The organism is Pseudovibrio sp. Ad37 (assembly GCF_001623075.1).
Classification (GTDB): Bacteria; Pseudomonadota; Alphaproteobacteria; order Rhizobiales; family Stappiaceae; genus Pseudovibrio.
The window spans coordinates 1-16,212 of sequence record NZ_LMCF01000218.1 but is presented as its reverse complement, the minus strand read 5'-3'; the positions used below and the strand labels follow the sequence as shown (position 1 = coordinate 16,212).

Sequence of the window (16,212 nt, the reverse complement as noted above, 5' to 3'; positions counted from 1 at the left end):
ATCCAAAGGTGATGGGGAAAGACTTATGGAGTCTTGCGGGGAATGTACGTATTGATACATCTCCTTGAAGGAATTGCAAGCAGGAGATGTTCTCGCGCTTTTATGTGCGCTGTTCCGGCCAGCGCAAATGCTCAGGATGTTTGTGCAAGCTGCTGGTGTTGGGGGGGCTTGATGACCAGCAGGATCAAGGTGGCCAGGGCTGCAAGGACGACGCTGCTTAGGATTGTGTTTTGGAAGGTGGTGTAGGATGCGATAAGCCCAGTGAGGACATTACCTGCCAGGCCGCCAACGAAGATGGCATTGACGAAGTATGAGGTCGCGATGCCGGGTTTGTGGCGGGCGTAGTTCTGGATGAACGTGATGCCCACACTGGCGCAAATGCCGTAGTACATGCCCTCAATGATGCAGAGCATGAGCACTTGTCCAACAGAGGTAGCGCTTGTGATTGTTGCAAAGAAGAGCATGGCGCCGAGGCCAGAAAGTAACATCATATTCCGCTCGCCAATCCGCTGTGTTGGCTTGATTGCAAAATAGATGATGATGACTTCAAAGAGGCTTTTGGTTGCAAAAGCCCAGCCGGGGACGGAGACCGAGAGGCCCATCTCCTTGATGAAGTAAACGGGGCCTGCCGAAAAGAAAACGCTGTTTGCGGCGGACAAGGCAAATACGGGAACACATGCGATCAGCAACATCATGGGAACTGTGTTGGCAGTGCTGCTTTCCTGAGCATGCTTCTTGATGTGAGTTTTCAGCGTTGCGGGGATGAACAGCAGGCAAAGGGTGAGCCAGATGAAGGCTGAAATAGCTGCTGCAAGATGGATTTCCTGAAACCCATAGGTGCCATAAAGCAGGAAGGCCGCAGGCGGACCAAAGACCCACCCAAGCGACAGGCAAATACGCATGTGAAGGTTGAAGGTGCCCGGATCGCGTCCGGTCTGCTCTGCAATCAACCGACCCGTGGAGTACATGGTGGAGAGAGCACCAGCACTGATGCCGATCAACGGAATGCCGAGAATGACGAGAGACAGGTAGGAGGGGGCAGTCAATTGGATGAGAGCATGAACAGTGAAGGCGCAAATGTTGATGAGAAGCAATGGTTTGACGCGGTTACCACCATCAATGAGACCACCAAAAATGCGGTTGGTGGCAAGAGACACAACCGAAAATCCGCCGATGACTAGTGCAAGATTAAACGCTGGTTCCTGCAATTCCTCGATGATGTAGGTGCTCAATAATGGGATTACGAAGGCAATCGAAAATGCGCCGAAAAACATCACTGCGAAGAATAAAATTGGGAACTTATCAAGTCGTTGTAATGGACTGCTAATAGGATTCAAGAAAAACTCCACGCCCTAACCTTGCAAAAGATGATTTCGGGCCAATCGCTCTAATACTACGTAAATTACCTGATGAGGGTGTCGTGTAAAGTGAGCAATTTTAAGCACAAAAAAACACAGTGAAGGCTCAGGTTTTTCTGGATGTCGTAGATCTCTAAGCCTTTGGAAGATTATTGATTATTGTTGATCGAATAAAGGTGAACTGGATTTATTCTGTTTGCGCGTCGCTGCTTTTCTTCTCGAATATTGACGGTTGGTTTTTTCGAATTGGCTGGGATATTTTTGGAGTGATTGGTGGGAGGTCTGGATGCTCTTTGCCTTTATTCTTGCTCTTACGGGTATTTTATTTGGCGGTCTTATCGCCATTTTGTCGGTCTATGCGCTGATTAAAGAAAAGCGATTTGTTGACAATGAAGGGCGCGTTGTTGAGCTTGAACTTCCATTTTTTGGCAAGCTGAAAACAAACGCGGCGCCGATTGCTGTGACATTCATCGGTGGAGGATTGATTGTCTTTTGCCTGCAGCAATTTGGCAATTCTCCCAACCTGACTGAGCTTGTTGCTACGGTCAGAATTGAGCAACCGCACTCTGTCAACATGGTTGCGCTGGCCGTTGTTAGCGATGAATGGGATTCCGTGGAGAGTTGGGGCAACGAGGAGGAGCTTGAGATCAAGTTAACCGTTCCCAGCAACTGGAAGTCTTATAACGGGTATCTGGTCCCGTTGGGCGATCCGGATGTTGCTCCCCGATTTTTTAATGCAGGTGAGAAGTTTAAGCCGACCGTTGTTTTGAGCAAAAACCGCTAAGGAGGAGCGTAGATGATGATCCGCCATTTCGCTCGTTTTGTGATGTTTTTCGCATTGGTTTTGGTCAGTATACCAGCGTTCTCGATGGGGGGATGCGAGGGGAGTGATGCCGTGACAGGTGCGCCTGCGGCCTCGGTGTGTGGTCAGGCGGTTGATGATCAAAATGAACCTATTGCGAATGCTCCATTGCTGCTGAAAAACAAGGATAGCGATAAGGCCATTACTGTGTTCACGGATGATCAGGGTTTTTTCAGAGCCTATAATCTTGATAGCGGTGAATATTCAATTGAGCTGCCAGAGGGTTTAGCAAAAGAGTTTTCGGTTGCTCCCTCTGATGAAGCTTTGCCTGCCAGCAGTGTTGCAAGCCGACGAGACAAGAAAACCATAGAAATTAAAGAAAAGAGCTTCTTTCAGAACATGCTCAGTTTGCAGCCTGATGCCGTTGATGCCGGGAAAATTCAGCTTGAGGTTGAGCCGAACCTGCAGAGATAAAACCGGGTGACCAAGTCTTCAGTGCATTGATCTTTATAAAAACAATCAGAGCGGCAGTTGAGATTAAATTCAACTGCCGCTCTGATTTTGTTTTATGCGTATCCTGCGATGAGGATCAGATTAGTTCTTCGCTTTGTCGACCAGCTGACCAGCGGAGATCCAAGGCATCATTTCGCGGAGCTTTGCGCCAACTTCTTCAATTGGGTGCTTGTCGTTCAGGCGGCGTGTTGCTTTGAATTTCGCGCCACCAGCCTTGTATTCCTGGATCCACTCAGAGGTGAAGGTGCCGTTCTGGATTTCTTCCAGTACGCGCTTCATTTCTGCTTTGGTCTCGGAAGTCACGATGCGCGGGCCAGTCTGGTACTCACCCCACTCAGCGGTGTTGGAGATGGAGTAGTTCATGTTGGCGATGCCACCTTCGTAGATCAGGTCTACGATGAGCTTCACTTCATGCAGACACTCGAAGTATGCCATTTCTGGTGCGTAACCAGCTTCGGTCAGAGTTTCAAAGCCAGCGCGGATCAGCTCAACCAGACCACCGCAGAGAACTGCCTGCTCACCGAACAGATCGGTCTCACACTCTTCGCGGAAGGAGGTTTCGATGATGCCGGAACGGCCGCCACCAACACCGGATGCGTATGCCAGACCGAGGTCTTTTGCGTTGCCTGTTGCGTCCTGGTGAACAGCGATCAGACAAGGTACACCGCCGCCTTTCTGGTATTCGCCGCGAACTGTGTGGCCTGGGCCTTTTGGTGCAACCATGAGAACGTCGATGGTGGACTTAGGCTCGATCAGGCCGAAGTGAACGTTTAGGCCGTGTGCGAAAGCGATTGCAGCGCCGTCACGGATGTTTCCTGCGATTTCTTCTTTCCAGATGTCTGCCTGCAGCTCATCAGGAGTTGCCATCATCATCAGGTCTGCGTCTTTTGCAGCTTCTGCAACAGTCTTACAAGTGAAGCCGTCTGCTTCAGCTTTCAGACGTGTTGTGGAACCTTCGCGCAGAGCGATGGTGATGCCTGCAACGCCGCTGTCTTTAAGGTTCATTGCATGTGCACGACCCTGAGAACCGTAGCCGATGATGGTGATGTTCTTGCCCTTGAGCAGGTTCAAATCGCAATCGCGGTCATAATATACGCGCATGGTACTACCCTTTGTTTCGCCCGTGCCTTTCCCAAAGCACGTATGGTCTAGTTTTTGGTTTGCGTATCCCTGAAAATCTGTTTCCTCTTTCCAGAGAGGCGCTTTAATTCTGTGCTCCGTAGAGCTGTATGAACTGTTTGACTGCTGTTTGGGCAACCAGTTCCAAGTCTTTTGCCGATGCCTGTGCGGTGCCGCCCAGAAGCATGCGGATGTGCTGATCGCGAACGACCAGCCCGTAAAGTGTGCTGTAGGCTTCCTGCGGGTCTTCGCAGTGCAGGTAGCCAAGTGTGCATCCTTTTTCCAGCAATGCTGTGGTCTGTCTGCCAATGCGGGCGCGGCCACTCTTTTCGAGGATGGCGCCAAGACCGGTTTCAGATTTGCTGGCTTGCCCGATGGCAAGTCTGTTCAGGGCCAGAGAAACGTCGCCGGAGATGGTCTCCAGCAGGTTTCTGGCAAATTCTTCCAATGCGGCTCGTAGGCCGTCTTCGCTCATGTTTGCAGCTGGATCAGCACCCGGAATAACCTTGGAGGCCTGACGGGTCACGATTGCAGCCAGCAATCCATCGCGATCTCCAAACCACTTGTAGAGGCTCTCTTTCGAGCACCCCGCAGCGCGAGCGATGGCGGCTGTTGTCAGCGCCTTTTCGCCGCCTTCCACCAGCAGCTCCAGCGCTTTGTCCAGTACCGCACGCTGGCGGTCTGTAAAGTCTGGTTGTTCTGGCTCAGTGGACATATGCAGTTCTAGTTCCAGCGGTTCGGCTTGTTTAATTTTATGTACCGTACGGTACGGTTCGGTTATGCCGTAGAATCGAAATGGATGCAACAGGAAAGTGAGGGAAAATGCAGAGTGAGCGCAACAAAATTAGGTGTCTTAGGGTGAGTTTGGTTTGATCCTTTCTCATTCACGCAAAAAAATGCCCCGAAGGTCTGTGCTCCTTCGGGGCATTACTGATCTGAACTAAAGTCAGTTCAGTTGGGGGCTCTTAAATTATGCATGTGCAGCATTTGATCTGGCAGATGCATCGTTGTTCTGGTCCATGCCACGATCCACTTTCCATGGGCGGTACATTTCCAGCGCAATCATGACCACGACGAGGGCAGCTGCGGTGATGAGGCCGAGCATCCAGAAGGGCAGGGGTGGGAACAGCTCTGCGTAGGTGATCTTGCCAAGGCTGCCCATGTCCAACACGCCGTCAATGAGGGATTTGTTGTAGCCATAAAACGCTGCGCCCATGATGCCGCCGATGACAGTGAGCCATGCGTCTTTGTAACCGCGGCCAATCTGAGCGAAGACTGTGCCCGGGCACGCGCCTGCGATGGCTATGCCTGCGCCGAGGATGGTGCCGCCGACGATGATGTTGCCAACAACAAAGCTTTTCGGGTGCAGCTCAGCAAGGCCGAGTGCGGTCAGGCCAGAGAGGACGACCAGACCAGTTGCTGTTGCTGCAAGGAACATTTTAAGCATGGTGTAGTCTTTGAAGAGGAACTGACCGATGAGAACGCCGGGTTCCATGACGCATGACTTTTCCAGTGCGACACCGAAGATGATGCCCATGGTGAGGCCGAGGATAACAAGCCAGAAAATTTCCATATGACCTCTCCTTAGGATGCGCGTTTGTAAAGAAGATTGGCGGTGACGATGCCACCTGCGAACATGGCTGCAACAGCAACGCTGGAGCCAACGCCGAGTTGAGCAAGGCCTGAGATGCCATGTCCTGATGTGCAGCCGCCTGCGATGCGGGCGCCAACCAGCAGAACGAAACCGCCGATGAAACCTTGCAGGAGGCGGGCAACTGGTGCCGAGCTTGCGCCAATGTTCTTCCAGCTGGCGGATGAGAAGCTGGCTTTGCGTCCACTTGCTTTGTAGGAGATCAGAGCGCCCAGAGCGATGCCGATGACCAATGCGCTTTGCCAGAAGTACTTGTCCTTGGACATGTACTTGGCGAAATACTTGATCTCCGTGATGCTGGAATCAAAGAGCGAGAAGATAAAGCCTGTGCCGGTGACGAAAGAGGATGATGCTCCCAGTGCGGTATCAACCAGCAAGAAAGTCGGGATTTGCAGGAGCCCAATGATTATGCCCGCCAGGTAGGGGGACCAAACGTTTTGCCTGAGAAGATCCAATTGATTACCCTCCGATCTCTCTAATTTATAATATTAATATATTCTAATAAACTAATATACAAGAGAAATTTGAAGGAGAGTTGGGATTTAGATGAGCTGAATGAATTTGTCCTTGTAGCAAGAACTTCCAGTTATAATCTAATAGTTTCATAGGCGTTGGTTAGGTTATCTGTTGCTTGCTGGATGAACATCCATCCGCATTTCAAATATTTGAAATATGGAATTCATAGTACTGGTATTGATTATTGTGAGATCAGCGTTTTCCTTCAGGATGTAGTTGCTTTGCATTCGGGAGGGATGATGTCTTTATTTGAGTATAAAGGGAATGACGCGCGACAGCTCATGTCTGATGCTTTGGACTTGATGCTTTATAGTTATCACGGGCTGGATGATGCGCTTGGGAGTGCGTATCAAGCCAACGGGTTCTCGCTGGGAACACTAGTCGGAACTCTTTGGGGAACTGAAGATCAAGCCGGATTGTTGAGCGGAGAGAGTGAACAAGCGGCACGCGACAGGATTGAGGAGAAGGGATGGACGGTCCTTTCTGCTGCTGATCTTGGGTATGATGGTGCAATCGTTGATCACAACGGGACGTTTCAGGGAGAGACGTTCAAGTTCAAAGATGCGCAAGCGGATATGCTGGCCAAATATGATGATCAAGGCAACATCACGCAGGTTGCGCTGGCGTTTCGTGGAACGACGGGGACATTGGACAACATTGTTACCGACACGATTGGGGATGTGATCGACTATCTTGAGTTCTTCAAGGATGAACCGCATTACGTTGAAGAAGCGTTCGGCGGGCTGCTTGCTGCGCTGAAGGATTTCATGGTCGGGCATGGTCTGGATGGTAGTGATCTGGTTGTGACAGGCCATTCGTTGGGTGGCGGTGCTGTTGCCAACATGGCAGAGCGCAGCAATGACTGGCTGGATGGCTTCTTTGTGGATGCCAACTACATGGCATTTGCTAGCCATTATACGCCGGAGGATGGCGCTGCTGTTCTGGACAGTGGAGCTGAGCTTTTCAGCTTTGATCTGGAAAACGATCCGGTGCCCTCGACGATCTCGTCTGATGGTCTGGATTTGACGGGTAACGATACGGACTACGGCTACGACACCAGCAATATCGTCATTTTCAATGATTGGTATGATACACCGTTGTTTTGGGATGGGGGCGGATTGCTCAACCTGCCGAGCTGGTCGGCGCATCTGCCTTTCAACTACAGCACGGCATTCAATGCGATCAACGCCTCCGCGTTCTATAGCGAGATGAATCGGGACAGCGTGGTGATTATCTCCGGGCTTTCTGATCAGAAGCGTGATGATACGTGGGTTGAGGATATTCCAATTCTGCTGGACCCAACTGGTCACCATGGACAGGATGCCTACATCCTCGGATCAACCTCCAATGACCTGCTACGCGGGAATGATGGTGATGATGCCCTGGAAGGGTTTGCTGGTGATGATCATCTGCGCGGGGAAGATGGCAATGACCAGCTGCTTGGCGGTTCCGGTGATGACATTCTGGAAGGTGGAGATGGTAACGATGTTCTGCGGGATGGTGCGGGCCGTGACTTCCTTGTTGGGGGAGATGGTGCCGACACGTTTTGCTTTGCGGATGATGGTGTGAAGGATGTGATTGATGACTTCGACGTTGGCGAGGACACCATTGATCTTTCCGCCGCCGGTGTGAGCTCCTTTTCGGAGCTGGATATCAACGAGACAGTTTTGGGAGGATGGATCACCATATCCTATGGCAATGATGTGCTGGAGGTGGATACGGGGTGGTTGTTCACTCATAGCCTGAGCGCTGAAGACTTTGTCTTTGCGTAGCAGTTGATTGGCTTCTCTCGCTGAAGAAGGTGAGGGGAGCCTAACTTGCGTTTTCTATGGCACGTGTTTGTGCCCGATAGGCGCGTTCGTTCTTCAGCAACTGAGGAGCATTGAGGGTGCTGATCGGGACGGATTTGTCTTTCGGGATATCCTCTGTCACCTGTAACGAGAGATAGCGGAGACAACACACGCGCAGGAAGCTGGTGAAGTTGCCCAAGTCATGCCCTGCTTCGATGGATTCATTGTGCAGACGTGTCAGAAGCTGGCCAACGGACATGTCATCACGCTTAGCTATCTCTTCAAGGATGGTCCAGAAATAAGTTTCCAGCCGCACGCTGGTGACCATACGGTCAATGCGAAGGGAGCGTGTTGTGCTCTCCCACAGGTCAGTATCTGCTTTGATGAAAAGCTCACACATGGTCCCCTCCGCAATTGTCTAGTGCTGCTTCTTAAGCATAAGCAGGCTGGTTCAGCAGAGCAAGGAACTGCTTGAGCCATGCTGGATGAGCAGGCCATGCTGGCGCTGTTACAAGGTTGCCATCAGTGACTGCGTCAGCCACGTCGATGTCAGCGAACTTGCCGCCAGACATGGTGACCTCTGGTGCGCAGGCCGGATAAGCGGAGCAGGTTCTGCCCTCTAACACGCCAGCAGCAGAGAGAAGCTGAGCACCGTGGCAGATGGCTGCAACCGGTTTGTTCTCTTTGAAGAAGTGACGCACCATGTCCAGAACGGCTGGGTTCAGGCGCAGATATTCTGGTGCACGGCCACCGGGAATGACGAGTGCGTCATAATCGGCCGGGTTGATGGCGTCAAAGCTGGCGTTGAGTGTGAAGTTGTGGCCGCGTTTTTCGGTGTAGGTCTGGTCACCTTCAAAGTCATGGATGGATGTTGCGACTGTATCGCCTGCCTTTTTATCCGGGCAAACGGCGTGAACATCATGACCAACGGCGCCTAAGGTTTGAAACGGCACCATGGTTTCGTAATCCTCGGTGAAATCACCGGTGATCATAAGCACTTTTTTGGCAGACATGTTTCCCTCCCAGATGTGACTGCGAGGGAAACGTAGCAAGGGAAGAGGCTGAGCGGGTAATAGCGTATTACTACATAGCTCAGCCTTATCTCAGAGGCTTAGTCGACTTCGTTGGTTGAGAGGGAAATCCAACGTTTCAGCTGTGGCAGATCAGAGCCTGCTGCTGTGCGGTCGTTTTCCTGCAATGTTGTGGTGCCGAACTGGAAGAATGCGCCAAAACGGAACTCATGAATGACCGGTTCGTCGGATTCATCACCTTTGATCTGGAAGTCATGACCATTGTAGGAAGCGCTGAGACCAATTGGCAGAGCGGTGAAGCTTTGTTTGAACTCCGCACCCCAGCTGAAGATATTCACCTCACCATCGCGCGCATCACCCGGGTTTGGGTGATTGTAGCGATCACCACTGACGTAAGACAGAGAGCCGGTCAACTTGGTGTTTGGTGTGAAGTAGTAGCTTGCGCCACCACGGGCAAACAGGCCGTTGTCGATGGTCTCGTTCTGGTCGTCATCACCATCAAGGAAGCCAGCCTGACTGAACAGGGTGATGCCCTGAAGGTAATACTGGCCTTCAACGCCGATGAACTGGAAGGTTTTGGTGGAGGTGTCGTCTCCACCGTCAACAGTTACACCCCCGCCGCCAAAGACACCGAACAGGCCTTGCTGTGGGTCTTTGTAAGCGAAGTGGACTGCTCCCAGACCGTCGCGGAGGGTGTTGTCACCGTCCTTGGTGTCGAACTGGTAGTATTCGAGATCTCCATCTACCTGCAGGCTGAACTGTTGGAAGAGTGGCAGAGCGTAAGATCCATAGAAGCCAAGGGTGTTTGGTTCCTGATCTTTCGTGTCGATCTGATCAGCCTCAAAGAAAGAGCGGCCAACGTTGACGCCGACAAAACCGCCTGCGTTAAGCTCTCGTGGAGCTTCTGTTTGGTGGTTGGCTTCTTGTGCACTGAGGGGATGTGCAGCAAGAGCCATGGGGATAGCCAGGAGGTATAAAGAGCGCATGTTTCTATTATTCTTGATGGGGTGTCCTTAGGGAATGTCCAACCTAGCAGAAATCCGTATCCTTACAATTTTCTGGCAATAAACTATTAGTTATCTCTACGAGTGTTGCTGATCTGCACGGTGGGTATGGGGGCACTTATTTTCATCATTTCATAGGCTTGATGTGGTTTTTGTCGATAATTCGCGTCGAGGCGCCTGTGTACCAATTACACTGCTTAGGTAGTCTTGAGGATTTACTTGCAACTTATGCGGATGCGAGATTTAGTTTAAAGGTCGCCAAATTCTTCCATGCTTTGCAATCAGCGTTGACTTTAAGGTGCTTTGTACATCTTGGAGTGGATCAGGCATGACGACATTTTGGGAACAGCAAACCGCCTCAAAGGAAGGGCTGGCCAAGCAAATCGCGCAGTTGAGGCAGCGGGGCGTACATTCGGTCATCACGCAGGTTCCGGATATGAACGGGCTTTTGCGGTGCCGACTTCAGCATCTGGATGGGTTGGAGAAGGGATGTTCCACCAATTCCTCGCTTTACCTCATTCCTCACGGTGACGGGCAGCCTGCAGGTGAGCAGATCTACGAGTCTCCGCATGTCTGGTATCATACAGGATTTGGCAACTTGCACAGTTTGGCAGATGGTAACACCCTGTGCCAGCTGGGGTGGCGGTCTGAGGTCCCTGAGGTTCTGCTCAACTGTTATGAACGGGGTGGAGAGCGCTTTTCACTGGATGTGTGGCGCCCGTTGGAAATGCTGGAAGAGAAACTTGCCGAGTTGAAACTCACCATGAAAGTTGGGATGGAGTTTGAGTTTGGGATCTTTCACTTTGACCGTGCATTGGTTGAGGCAGGCGAGCATCATAAACTCAAGCCGTTTGGTCATTCACTGCAATATGACTCGGTCAATCGTGACCCGGATTACATGGATCTGATGGAAGCGTTTCGGGTGCGTATGGACTCGCTTGGCATCGGGGTGTCCTCAATGGAGAGTGAGATTGGTTGGGGCATGTATGAGGTTGCCTTGTCGCCAACCTCGCCGTTGCAGGCTGCTGACAATGCAGTGCGGGCACGTCATCACCTGAAAGAGCTTTGCCGGGAGCATAATCTGATTGCGACTTTTATGGCGCGTTATCAGCCGATGGGGCAGGATTCTGCGTGCGGAACCCACGTGCACATCAGCCTCTATGACGAGATGGGGCACAATGTATTTTATGATCGGGAGGCGGTGCTGAGTGAGCGGGGGAGGTTCTTTGTAGCTGGGCTTCTGGAGCAGATGCAGTCGTCTCATCTGGCGTTTCGGCCAACGATCAATTCTTACCGCCGGCTTTCCCGATTTACTGGTTGTCCTGAAGAAGTGTGTTGGGGAGATGAGCACCGCGTGAGTGCGGTGCGCGTGATTTCCAGTCCTGACCCGCAAGCGGTCCGCTTGGAGCATCGGTGTCCGGGGGCTGACACCCATCCGTATATCATCGTGCCTTTGATTGCTGCCGCTGGGCTGCAAGGTCTTCGCAAGGGGGAGGAGCCACCGGCAATGCTGATTGGTGATCCGGGTAAGGATGAAAGCTTGGAGAAGTTGCCGCGATCCTTGGAAGCGTCACTGGAGCTCTTCCGGGAGAGTGAGTTTGTGAAGGAGGCCTTGGGGTCGTCGCTGGCGGATCAGTATGCACGTAGCCGGGAGAATGAGCTGAAGGCGTTCAAAGCATGGATTGAGAAGGACATCACCAGCTTTGAGTTTCTGCGGTATTTTGAAGGGGTTTGAATTCAGCAGCTACACACAAAAAAGCCTGCTGTAACGGATCACAGCAGGCTCTTCTTTGAAACGGGATAATTCTTAGAGTTCTGTCGGCTCACCAAGGGCGTGGCGGAAACGGCGAACGCTTTGGGTGAAACCATGTTCCAGAGCGTCGGCAGTGAAGCCGTGGCCGATGGAGACCTCTGAGATGTATGGTACGCGCTCAATCAGAGCTGGCAGGTTCTCAACGGTGAGGTCGTGTCCTGCATTGACCAGCAGGCCTGCTGCTCTTGCCGCTTCTGCGGTGGCAACGACTTTCTCCAGCTCGATCTTTTCGGCTTCCTTGTCAGAATGACAGGCCCCATAAGGGCCGGTGTAGATCTCGATACGCTCAGCGCCTGCTTCAGCTGCAAGAGCTGGCTGGCTTGGTTCCGGATCCACGAAGAGTGATGTGCGCACACCCCAGGACTTTGCAGTGCTGATGGCTTCTTTCAGGAGATCCATGTTCTCGGAAAAGTCCCAGCCATGGTCAGAGGTCTGCTGGGACGGGTCGTCCGGTACAAACAGAACCTGCGTCGGGCGGGTTTGCTCCACCAACTCCATGAAGCGCTCATCCGGATAGCCTTCGAGGCACAGTTCTTTGCCATGCAGTTCTTCACGCAGCATTTTGGAAATGTCTTCAACATCCGTGCGGCGAATATGGCGCTCATCCGGGCGTGGGTGCACGGTGATGCCTTTGGCGCCTGCATTGAGGGCGAGGGCTGCCAGATGCGTCACACTTGGCCACGGAACGTCGCGGCGATTTCGCAGAACTGCTACAGCGTTTACGTTGACAGATAAGCGGCTAGGCGTCTTCATGGGGCATACTCTTTTTTGAGTCAGGGCATGTCGCCTTTATACGCCATGCCCTGACTTTTTTATTCTTCACGTACCCTTATCCGAGAACCGGTTCTCACCTGTCGGGGATACGCTCTAGATTATCAAAATAAAACGGCGTCTTCACAGACTTGCAAAAGACGCCGCTCAATATCAATAGGACAAAATTGTCCTCTAACTGTTAAATTTCATCCTGCAAGTCTTTAAGACCTTGGGAACCGCGTGAAAGTGCGGCAACGCCCGTACGTGAAACCTCAACAAGACCCAGTGGTGTCAGGATTTCGATGAATTGATCGATTTTATTGGTGCGGCCTGTGATCTCGAAAACGAAGTGATCAATGGTTGCATCAATGACAGTTGCCCTGAAAGCTTCTGACAGACGCAGGGCCTCCAGACGTTTTTCTCCTTCACCACGCACCTTGATCAGTGCCAGCTCTCGCTCAAGCGGCTTTTCCTGATTGGAATTGCGTGCTGCAACGGTCAGATCCCGGACGATATGCACCGGTACAAGGCGATCCAGCTGGTGGCGGATCTGCTCAATGATCTGAGGAGTACCTGTGGTCACAATCGTGATACGGGAAACGTGTTTCTCGTGCTCAGTTTCAGAGACGCTGAGACTGTCAATGTTGTAGCCACGGCCAGAGTAGAGGCCAATCACGCGGGCAAGAACACCAGGTTCGTTGTCTACAATGATAGATAGAGTATGTGTTTCGAGGACATCGCTGGTTTCGGCTAGGAAATAGGCCGATAGAGCGTCTGTTTTCTGTGCGTTCATAATGCTTCTCCCAGCTTACCTATACCAATGACTTGCCAGCGGTGTCGATGGCGTTTGCAACGGCTTCATCAGTTGCTTCATCTGGCAACAGCATTTCGTTGTGTGCTTTGCCTGATGGGATCATTGGGAAGCAGTTGGTCAGCTGAGCGACGCAGCAATCAAACAGAACCGGACCCGGTGTCTCAATCATTTCCTGAATGGCGTCATCCAGTTCACCCGGTTTGGTAACGCGAATACCTTTGCCGCCGTAGGCTTCTGCCAATTTTACAAAGTCAGGCAGGCTTTCAGTATACGAGTGGGACAGGCGGTTGCCATGCAGCAGCTGCTGCCACTGGCGAACCATGCCCATGTAGGAGTTGTTCAAAATGAATGTTTTAGGGGCCAGACCGTGTTGAACGGCTGTCGACATTTCCTGAATGTTCATCAGGATGGAGGCATCGCCTGCAACGTTGATGCACAGCCCGTCTGGATGGGCAACCTGTGCGCCAATGGCTGCTGGCAGACCATAACCCATCGTGCCGAAGCCGCCGGAGGTCAGCCAATGGTTTGGCGATTCAAAGCCAAGGTACTGCGCTGCCCACATCTGGTGCTGCCCAACCTCGGTGGAGATGTAAACATCCTTGCGGCCTTTGATGGCTGCGTTCAGACGCTGCAATGCGTACTGAGGCATGATGACATCGTCGCTGTGGCGGTAGGACAAGCAATCGCGTGCGCGCCACTTGGCGATCTGTGTCTGCCATTCCTTCAGCTCTGGCTGAGAGTGGAAGCTGGAGGCGCGCCAGATGCGAACCATGTCTTCCAGAACGTGTGCCACATCGCCAACGATCGGCAGATCAACATGAACGATCTTGTTGATGGAGGATGGGTCGATGTCCACGTGGATCTTGGTGGAGTTCGGTGAGAAGGCGTCCAGACGGCCCGTGATGCGGTCATCAAAGCGTGCACCGATACAGATCATCAGATCACAATCGTGCATGGCCATGTTGGCTTCATAGGTGCCATGCATGCCCAACATGCCGAGCCACTGTTCGCCAGAAGCCGGATAAGCCCCCAGACCCATCAGAGTGGATGTGATCGGGAAGCCTGTCTGGTCTACCAGTTCACGCAGCAGCTGGCTTGCAGCCGCGCCGGAGTTGATGACGCCGCCGCCTGTATAGAAAACAGGGCGTTTGGCTTTTGACATCAGCTCAACAGCTGCGCGAATGGCAGTCATGTCGCCTTTCAGCTGTGGGCGATAGCTTTTGTGGTTGCTCGGGTTTGCCTGGGGGCCTTCATAGGTGCCGATGGCAAACTGAACATCCTTTGGAATATCAACTACAACAGGGCCGGGACGACCAGACTGTGCAACATAAAACGCTTCATGGAGAATGCGAGGCAGATCATCAACATCCTTCACCAGCCAGTTGTGCTTGGTGCACGGGCGGGTGATGCCAACGGTGTCACACTCCTGGAACGCATCAGACCCAACGAGGTTGGTTGGTACCTGACCGGTGATGCAGACCATGGGGATGGAGTCGAGCATGGCATCTGTCAGGGCAGTCACCATGTTGGTTGCGCCCGGACCAGAGGTCACCAGAGCAATGCCGGCTTTGCCGGTAGAGCGTGCATAGCCTTCAGCAGCATGGCCTGCGCCTTGCTCGTGACGGACAAGGATGTGCTGGATCGCGTCCTGTTGGATCAGCTCATCATAAATGGGTAGAACTGCACCACCAGGGTATCCAAATACATGTTCCACCCCGTTGTCCTTCAGCGCCTGGAGAACCATTTCAGCGCCTGTCATCTCCCGTTGCATCATCAAGTCCTTGTTGCCTGTATCTGCTCGTTTTGCCTGATTGAAGGGTGTGCAATCAATCCGACTGTTTGTTTTGCAGAGGTGCTCTTTTAAACATCACTGCGAATTAGCCATAAAAAAAGGAGCCGTTTGGCTCCTTGTGCGCGTCTAACCGTTCCGAGTGAGCTTGCTCACTCCGGCGACGCGCGTCCCACCACGATAAGAAGAATTGAAGTTTGCATTTTGGTATTGGGAGCCTCAGGGCTCCACTCTCCCTTAACATAATTCCAACCGTGAAAGAGATTACCGCGCTTCACCATTGAATCGCTCAGGTAAACTCTGAAATTCGGGGAGAGATTAGGCTTAGATACGTAAAAGCGTCAAGTGGCTTCTTCTTAATGTTGCGCCGCAAAGACCTCTCGTTTTCTTGAGTTATCTGCAACAGTCAGCGTGCTTTGCAGAAGTTGCGTCACGGAAAGTTATACTCGCTCTGTTTGCATTGGCTTTTCTAAGCGCAATTGTTGCGCTTGAGCGAACCCGCAGAAATACGGGATTTTGCAGTGCGATGATGGTGGAACGACTTTAGCTGCAGTGCACGCCTGTGACTGCTAAGAAGATTTGAGATAGACCGTGGCTGGGAGATCTGTGAAAATTTTGCGTTGGACTAATTGATAAGAAGGCAGCTTTGCGAAAATTGCGGTGTTTTTTCGCGTTTCGCACTTCTGAATTGTGTTTGTGCTGCGAAAATTCGTAGATTTGCATAGGTTAGTCTGGGATAAGTTTACTTTACACAAGACATTTTCGAAAAGTTGCACGTAGGGCCTTGCGCTCTCGCAAAAGGCTTTATATACACCCGCCATCGCTTCGGCGGGAAACGTTTTGGGTGTATAGCTCAGTTGGTAGAGCAGCTGACTCTTAATCAGCCGGTCTAGGGTTCGAATCCCTATGCACCCACCAATAGACGTCTCGTGTTTAGTGAGCCCGTAGCTCAGCTGGTAGAGCAACTGACTTTTAATCAGTAGGTCCACGGTTCGAACCCGTGCGGGCTCACCATTTAACCTCATGGTATATAAAGAGGTTTAGCAAAGCTCCCTTCCGGGAGCTTTTTGCATTTGTGCCCTGTGTCAGCACTATGTAAGCAAATGAGAGCGTTTGAAAGCGCGATTTTACCTGTGGCGCGGCGTGAGATTTTGCATAGGTGGGCGATATAACGTGCACAGCGGCCTTTTTTCTTTCCCTACAAAATATGAGCGTTAGAAGGACGACAAAACGTGACTTTCTAACGCCCGGTTTAGTGA

Annotated in this window: 15 protein-coding genes and 2 tRNA genes; 6 read left to right on the top strand and 11 right to left on the bottom strand. The window is 51.9% G+C overall.

Annotated elements, in window-relative coordinates; all coding sequences use genetic code 11:
• Positions 1 to 131: 131 nt before the first annotated feature.
• On the bottom strand, positions 132 to 1,337 hold the full coding sequence (locus PsAD37_RS23525) for an MFS transporter (protein ID WP_208992047.1): 1,206 nt from the start codon (positions 1,335 to 1,337) through the stop codon (positions 132 to 134).
• 307 nt (positions 1,338 to 1,644) lie between these two features.
• Between PsAD37_RS23525 and PsAD37_RS23520 the strand changes: the two genes are divergently transcribed.
• Positions 1,645 to 2,142: a hypothetical protein gene (locus tag PsAD37_RS23520; protein WP_063298157.1), complete on the top strand. Its 498-nt coding sequence runs from the start codon at positions 1,645 to 1,647 to the stop codon at positions 2,140 to 2,142.
• A 12-nt stretch (positions 2,143 to 2,154) separates the two neighbouring features.
• Positions 2,155 to 2,634, top strand: coding sequence for a carboxypeptidase-like regulatory domain-containing protein (locus PsAD37_RS23515; protein ID WP_063298156.1), 480 nt, complete (start codon positions 2,155 to 2,157; stop codon positions 2,632 to 2,634).
• Positions 2,635 to 2,754: 120 nt separating this feature from the next.
• On the opposite strand, the gene ilvC is transcribed toward PsAD37_RS23515, so the two are convergent.
• The 4 genes from ilvC to PsAD37_RS23495 all read right to left on the bottom strand — a co-directional run bounded on the left by ilvC (position 2,755) and on the right by PsAD37_RS23495 (position 5,898).
• The gene (ilvC, locus tag PsAD37_RS23510) at positions 2,755 to 3,774 is read right to left on the bottom strand and encodes a ketol-acid reductoisomerase (protein WP_063298155.1); all 1,020 of its coding nucleotides are present in this window, start codon (positions 3,772 to 3,774) and stop codon (positions 2,755 to 2,757) included.
• A 103-nt stretch (positions 3,775 to 3,877) separates the two neighbouring features.
• Positions 3,878 to 4,507, bottom strand: coding sequence for a TetR/AcrR family transcriptional regulator (locus PsAD37_RS23505; RefSeq protein WP_063298154.1), 630 nt, complete (start codon positions 4,505 to 4,507; stop codon positions 3,878 to 3,880).
• Between the two features lie 255 nt (positions 4,508 to 4,762).
• On the bottom strand, positions 4,763 to 5,365 hold the full coding sequence (locus PsAD37_RS23500; RefSeq protein ID WP_063298153.1) for a YeeE/YedE thiosulfate transporter family protein: 603 nt from the start codon (positions 5,363 to 5,365) through the stop codon (positions 4,763 to 4,765).
• Positions 5,366 to 5,376: 11 nt separating this feature from the next.
• Positions 5,377 to 5,898 carry a YeeE/YedE thiosulfate transporter family protein gene (locus PsAD37_RS23495; RefSeq protein ID WP_063298152.1) on the bottom strand — a complete coding sequence of 174 codons (522 nt, stop codon included), beginning with the start codon at positions 5,896 to 5,898 and terminating at the stop codon, positions 5,377 to 5,379.
• A gap of 300 nt (positions 5,899 to 6,198) precedes the next feature.
• Here PsAD37_RS23495 and PsAD37_RS29430 point away from each other — a divergent pair, with 300 nt between their 5' ends.
• The gene (locus tag PsAD37_RS29430) at positions 6,199 to 7,731 is read left to right on the top strand and encodes a triacylglycerol lipase (protein ID WP_275078342.1); all 1,533 of its coding nucleotides are present in this window, start codon (positions 6,199 to 6,201) and stop codon (positions 7,729 to 7,731) included.
• Between the two features lie 40 nt (positions 7,732 to 7,771).
• Here the strand turns inward: PsAD37_RS29430 and PsAD37_RS23485 are convergent, their stop codons facing one another.
• From PsAD37_RS23485 to PsAD37_RS23475, 3 genes are all read right to left on the bottom strand, one after another.
• Positions 7,772 to 8,149 carry a ribbon-helix-helix domain-containing protein gene (locus tag PsAD37_RS23485; RefSeq protein ID WP_063289897.1) on the bottom strand — a complete coding sequence of 126 codons (378 nt, stop codon included), beginning with the start codon at positions 8,147 to 8,149 and terminating at the stop codon, positions 7,772 to 7,774.
• A gap of 31 nt (positions 8,150 to 8,180) precedes the next feature.
• Complete coding sequence (locus PsAD37_RS23480; RefSeq protein ID WP_063298150.1) at positions 8,181 to 8,762, bottom strand: DJ-1/PfpI family protein; 582 nt, start codon at positions 8,760 to 8,762, stop codon at positions 8,181 to 8,183.
• 98 nt (positions 8,763 to 8,860) lie between these two features.
• Positions 8,861 to 9,736, bottom strand: a complete 876-nt coding sequence (locus PsAD37_RS23475) for a hypothetical protein (protein WP_208992046.1) — start codon at positions 9,734 to 9,736, stop codon at positions 8,861 to 8,863.
• 376 nt (positions 9,737 to 10,112) lie between these two features.
• Between PsAD37_RS23475 and PsAD37_RS23470 the strand changes: the two genes are divergently transcribed.
• On the top strand, positions 10,113 to 11,519 hold the full coding sequence (locus PsAD37_RS23470; protein ID WP_063298148.1) for a glutamine synthetase family protein: 1,407 nt from the start codon (positions 10,113 to 10,115) through the stop codon (positions 11,517 to 11,519).
• 72 nt (positions 11,520 to 11,591) lie between these two features.
• Here PsAD37_RS23470 and PsAD37_RS23465 read toward each other — a convergent pair whose 3' ends face one another.
• From PsAD37_RS23465 to PsAD37_RS23455, 3 genes are all read right to left on the bottom strand, one after another.
• Positions 11,592 to 12,350, bottom strand: coding sequence for a pyridoxine 5'-phosphate synthase (locus PsAD37_RS23465; RefSeq protein WP_063298147.1), 759 nt, complete (start codon positions 12,348 to 12,350; stop codon positions 11,592 to 11,594).
• A 199-nt stretch (positions 12,351 to 12,549) separates the two neighbouring features.
• On the bottom strand, positions 12,550 to 13,143 hold the full coding sequence (gene ilvN, locus PsAD37_RS23460) for an acetolactate synthase small subunit (protein WP_057465780.1): 594 nt from the start codon (positions 13,141 to 13,143) through the stop codon (positions 12,550 to 12,552).
• A 19-nt stretch (positions 13,144 to 13,162) separates the two neighbouring features.
• Positions 13,163 to 14,935, bottom strand: a complete 1,773-nt coding sequence (locus PsAD37_RS23455) for an acetolactate synthase 3 large subunit (RefSeq protein WP_063298293.1) — start codon at positions 14,933 to 14,935, stop codon at positions 13,163 to 13,165.
• Positions 14,936 to 15,795: 860 nt separating this feature from the next.
• Between PsAD37_RS23455 and PsAD37_RS23450 the strand changes: the two genes are divergently transcribed.
• Both PsAD37_RS23450 and PsAD37_RS23445 read left to right on the top strand, forming a co-directional pair.
• A tRNA-Lys gene (locus tag PsAD37_RS23450) sits at positions 15,796 to 15,871 on the top strand.
• A 20-nt stretch (positions 15,872 to 15,891) separates the two neighbouring features.
• Positions 15,892 to 15,967 (top strand) — tRNA-Lys (locus PsAD37_RS23445).
• Positions 15,968 to 16,212 lie beyond the last annotated feature (245 nt).

Coding starts and splice junctions, on each gene's coding strand:
- PsAD37_RS29430 (WP_275078342.1), top strand. CDS start 6,199: ATGTCTTTATTTGAGTATAAAGGGAATGACGCGCGACAGCTCATGTCT.
- PsAD37_RS23500 (WP_063298153.1), bottom strand. CDS start 5,365: ATGGAAATTTTCTGGCTTGTTATCCTCGGCCTCACCATGGGCATCATC.
- PsAD37_RS23505 (WP_063298154.1), bottom strand. CDS start 4,507: ATGTCCACTGAGCCAGAACAACCAGACTTTACAGACCGCCAGCGTGCG.
- PsAD37_RS23515 (WP_063298156.1), top strand. CDS start 2,155: ATGATGATCCGCCATTTCGCTCGTTTTGTGATGTTTTTCGCATTGGTT.
- PsAD37_RS23475 (WP_208992046.1), bottom strand. CDS start 9,736: ATGGCTCTTGCTGCACATCCCCTCAGTGCACAAGAAGCCAACCACCAA.
- ilvC (WP_063298155.1), bottom strand. CDS start 3,774: ATGCGCGTATATTATGACCGCGATTGCGATTTGAACCTGCTCAAGGGC.
- PsAD37_RS23470 (WP_063298148.1), top strand. CDS start 10,113: ATGACGACATTTTGGGAACAGCAAACCGCCTCAAAGGAAGGGCTGGCC.
- PsAD37_RS23520 (WP_063298157.1), top strand. CDS start 1,645: ATGCTCTTTGCCTTTATTCTTGCTCTTACGGGTATTTTATTTGGCGGT.
- PsAD37_RS23480 (WP_063298150.1), bottom strand. CDS start 8,762: ATGTCTGCCAAAAAAGTGCTTATGATCACCGGTGATTTCACCGAGGAT.
- PsAD37_RS23455 (WP_063298293.1), bottom strand. CDS start 14,935: ATGCAACGGGAGATGACAGGCGCTGAAATGGTTCTCCAGGCGCTGAAG.
- PsAD37_RS23465 (WP_063298147.1), bottom strand. CDS start 12,350: ATGAAGACGCCTAGCCGCTTATCTGTCAACGTAAACGCTGTAGCAGTT.
- ilvN (WP_057465780.1), bottom strand. CDS start 13,143: ATGAACGCACAGAAAACAGACGCTCTATCGGCCTATTTCCTAGCCGAA.
- PsAD37_RS23485 (WP_063289897.1), bottom strand. CDS start 8,149: ATGTGTGAGCTTTTCATCAAAGCAGATACTGACCTGTGGGAGAGCACA.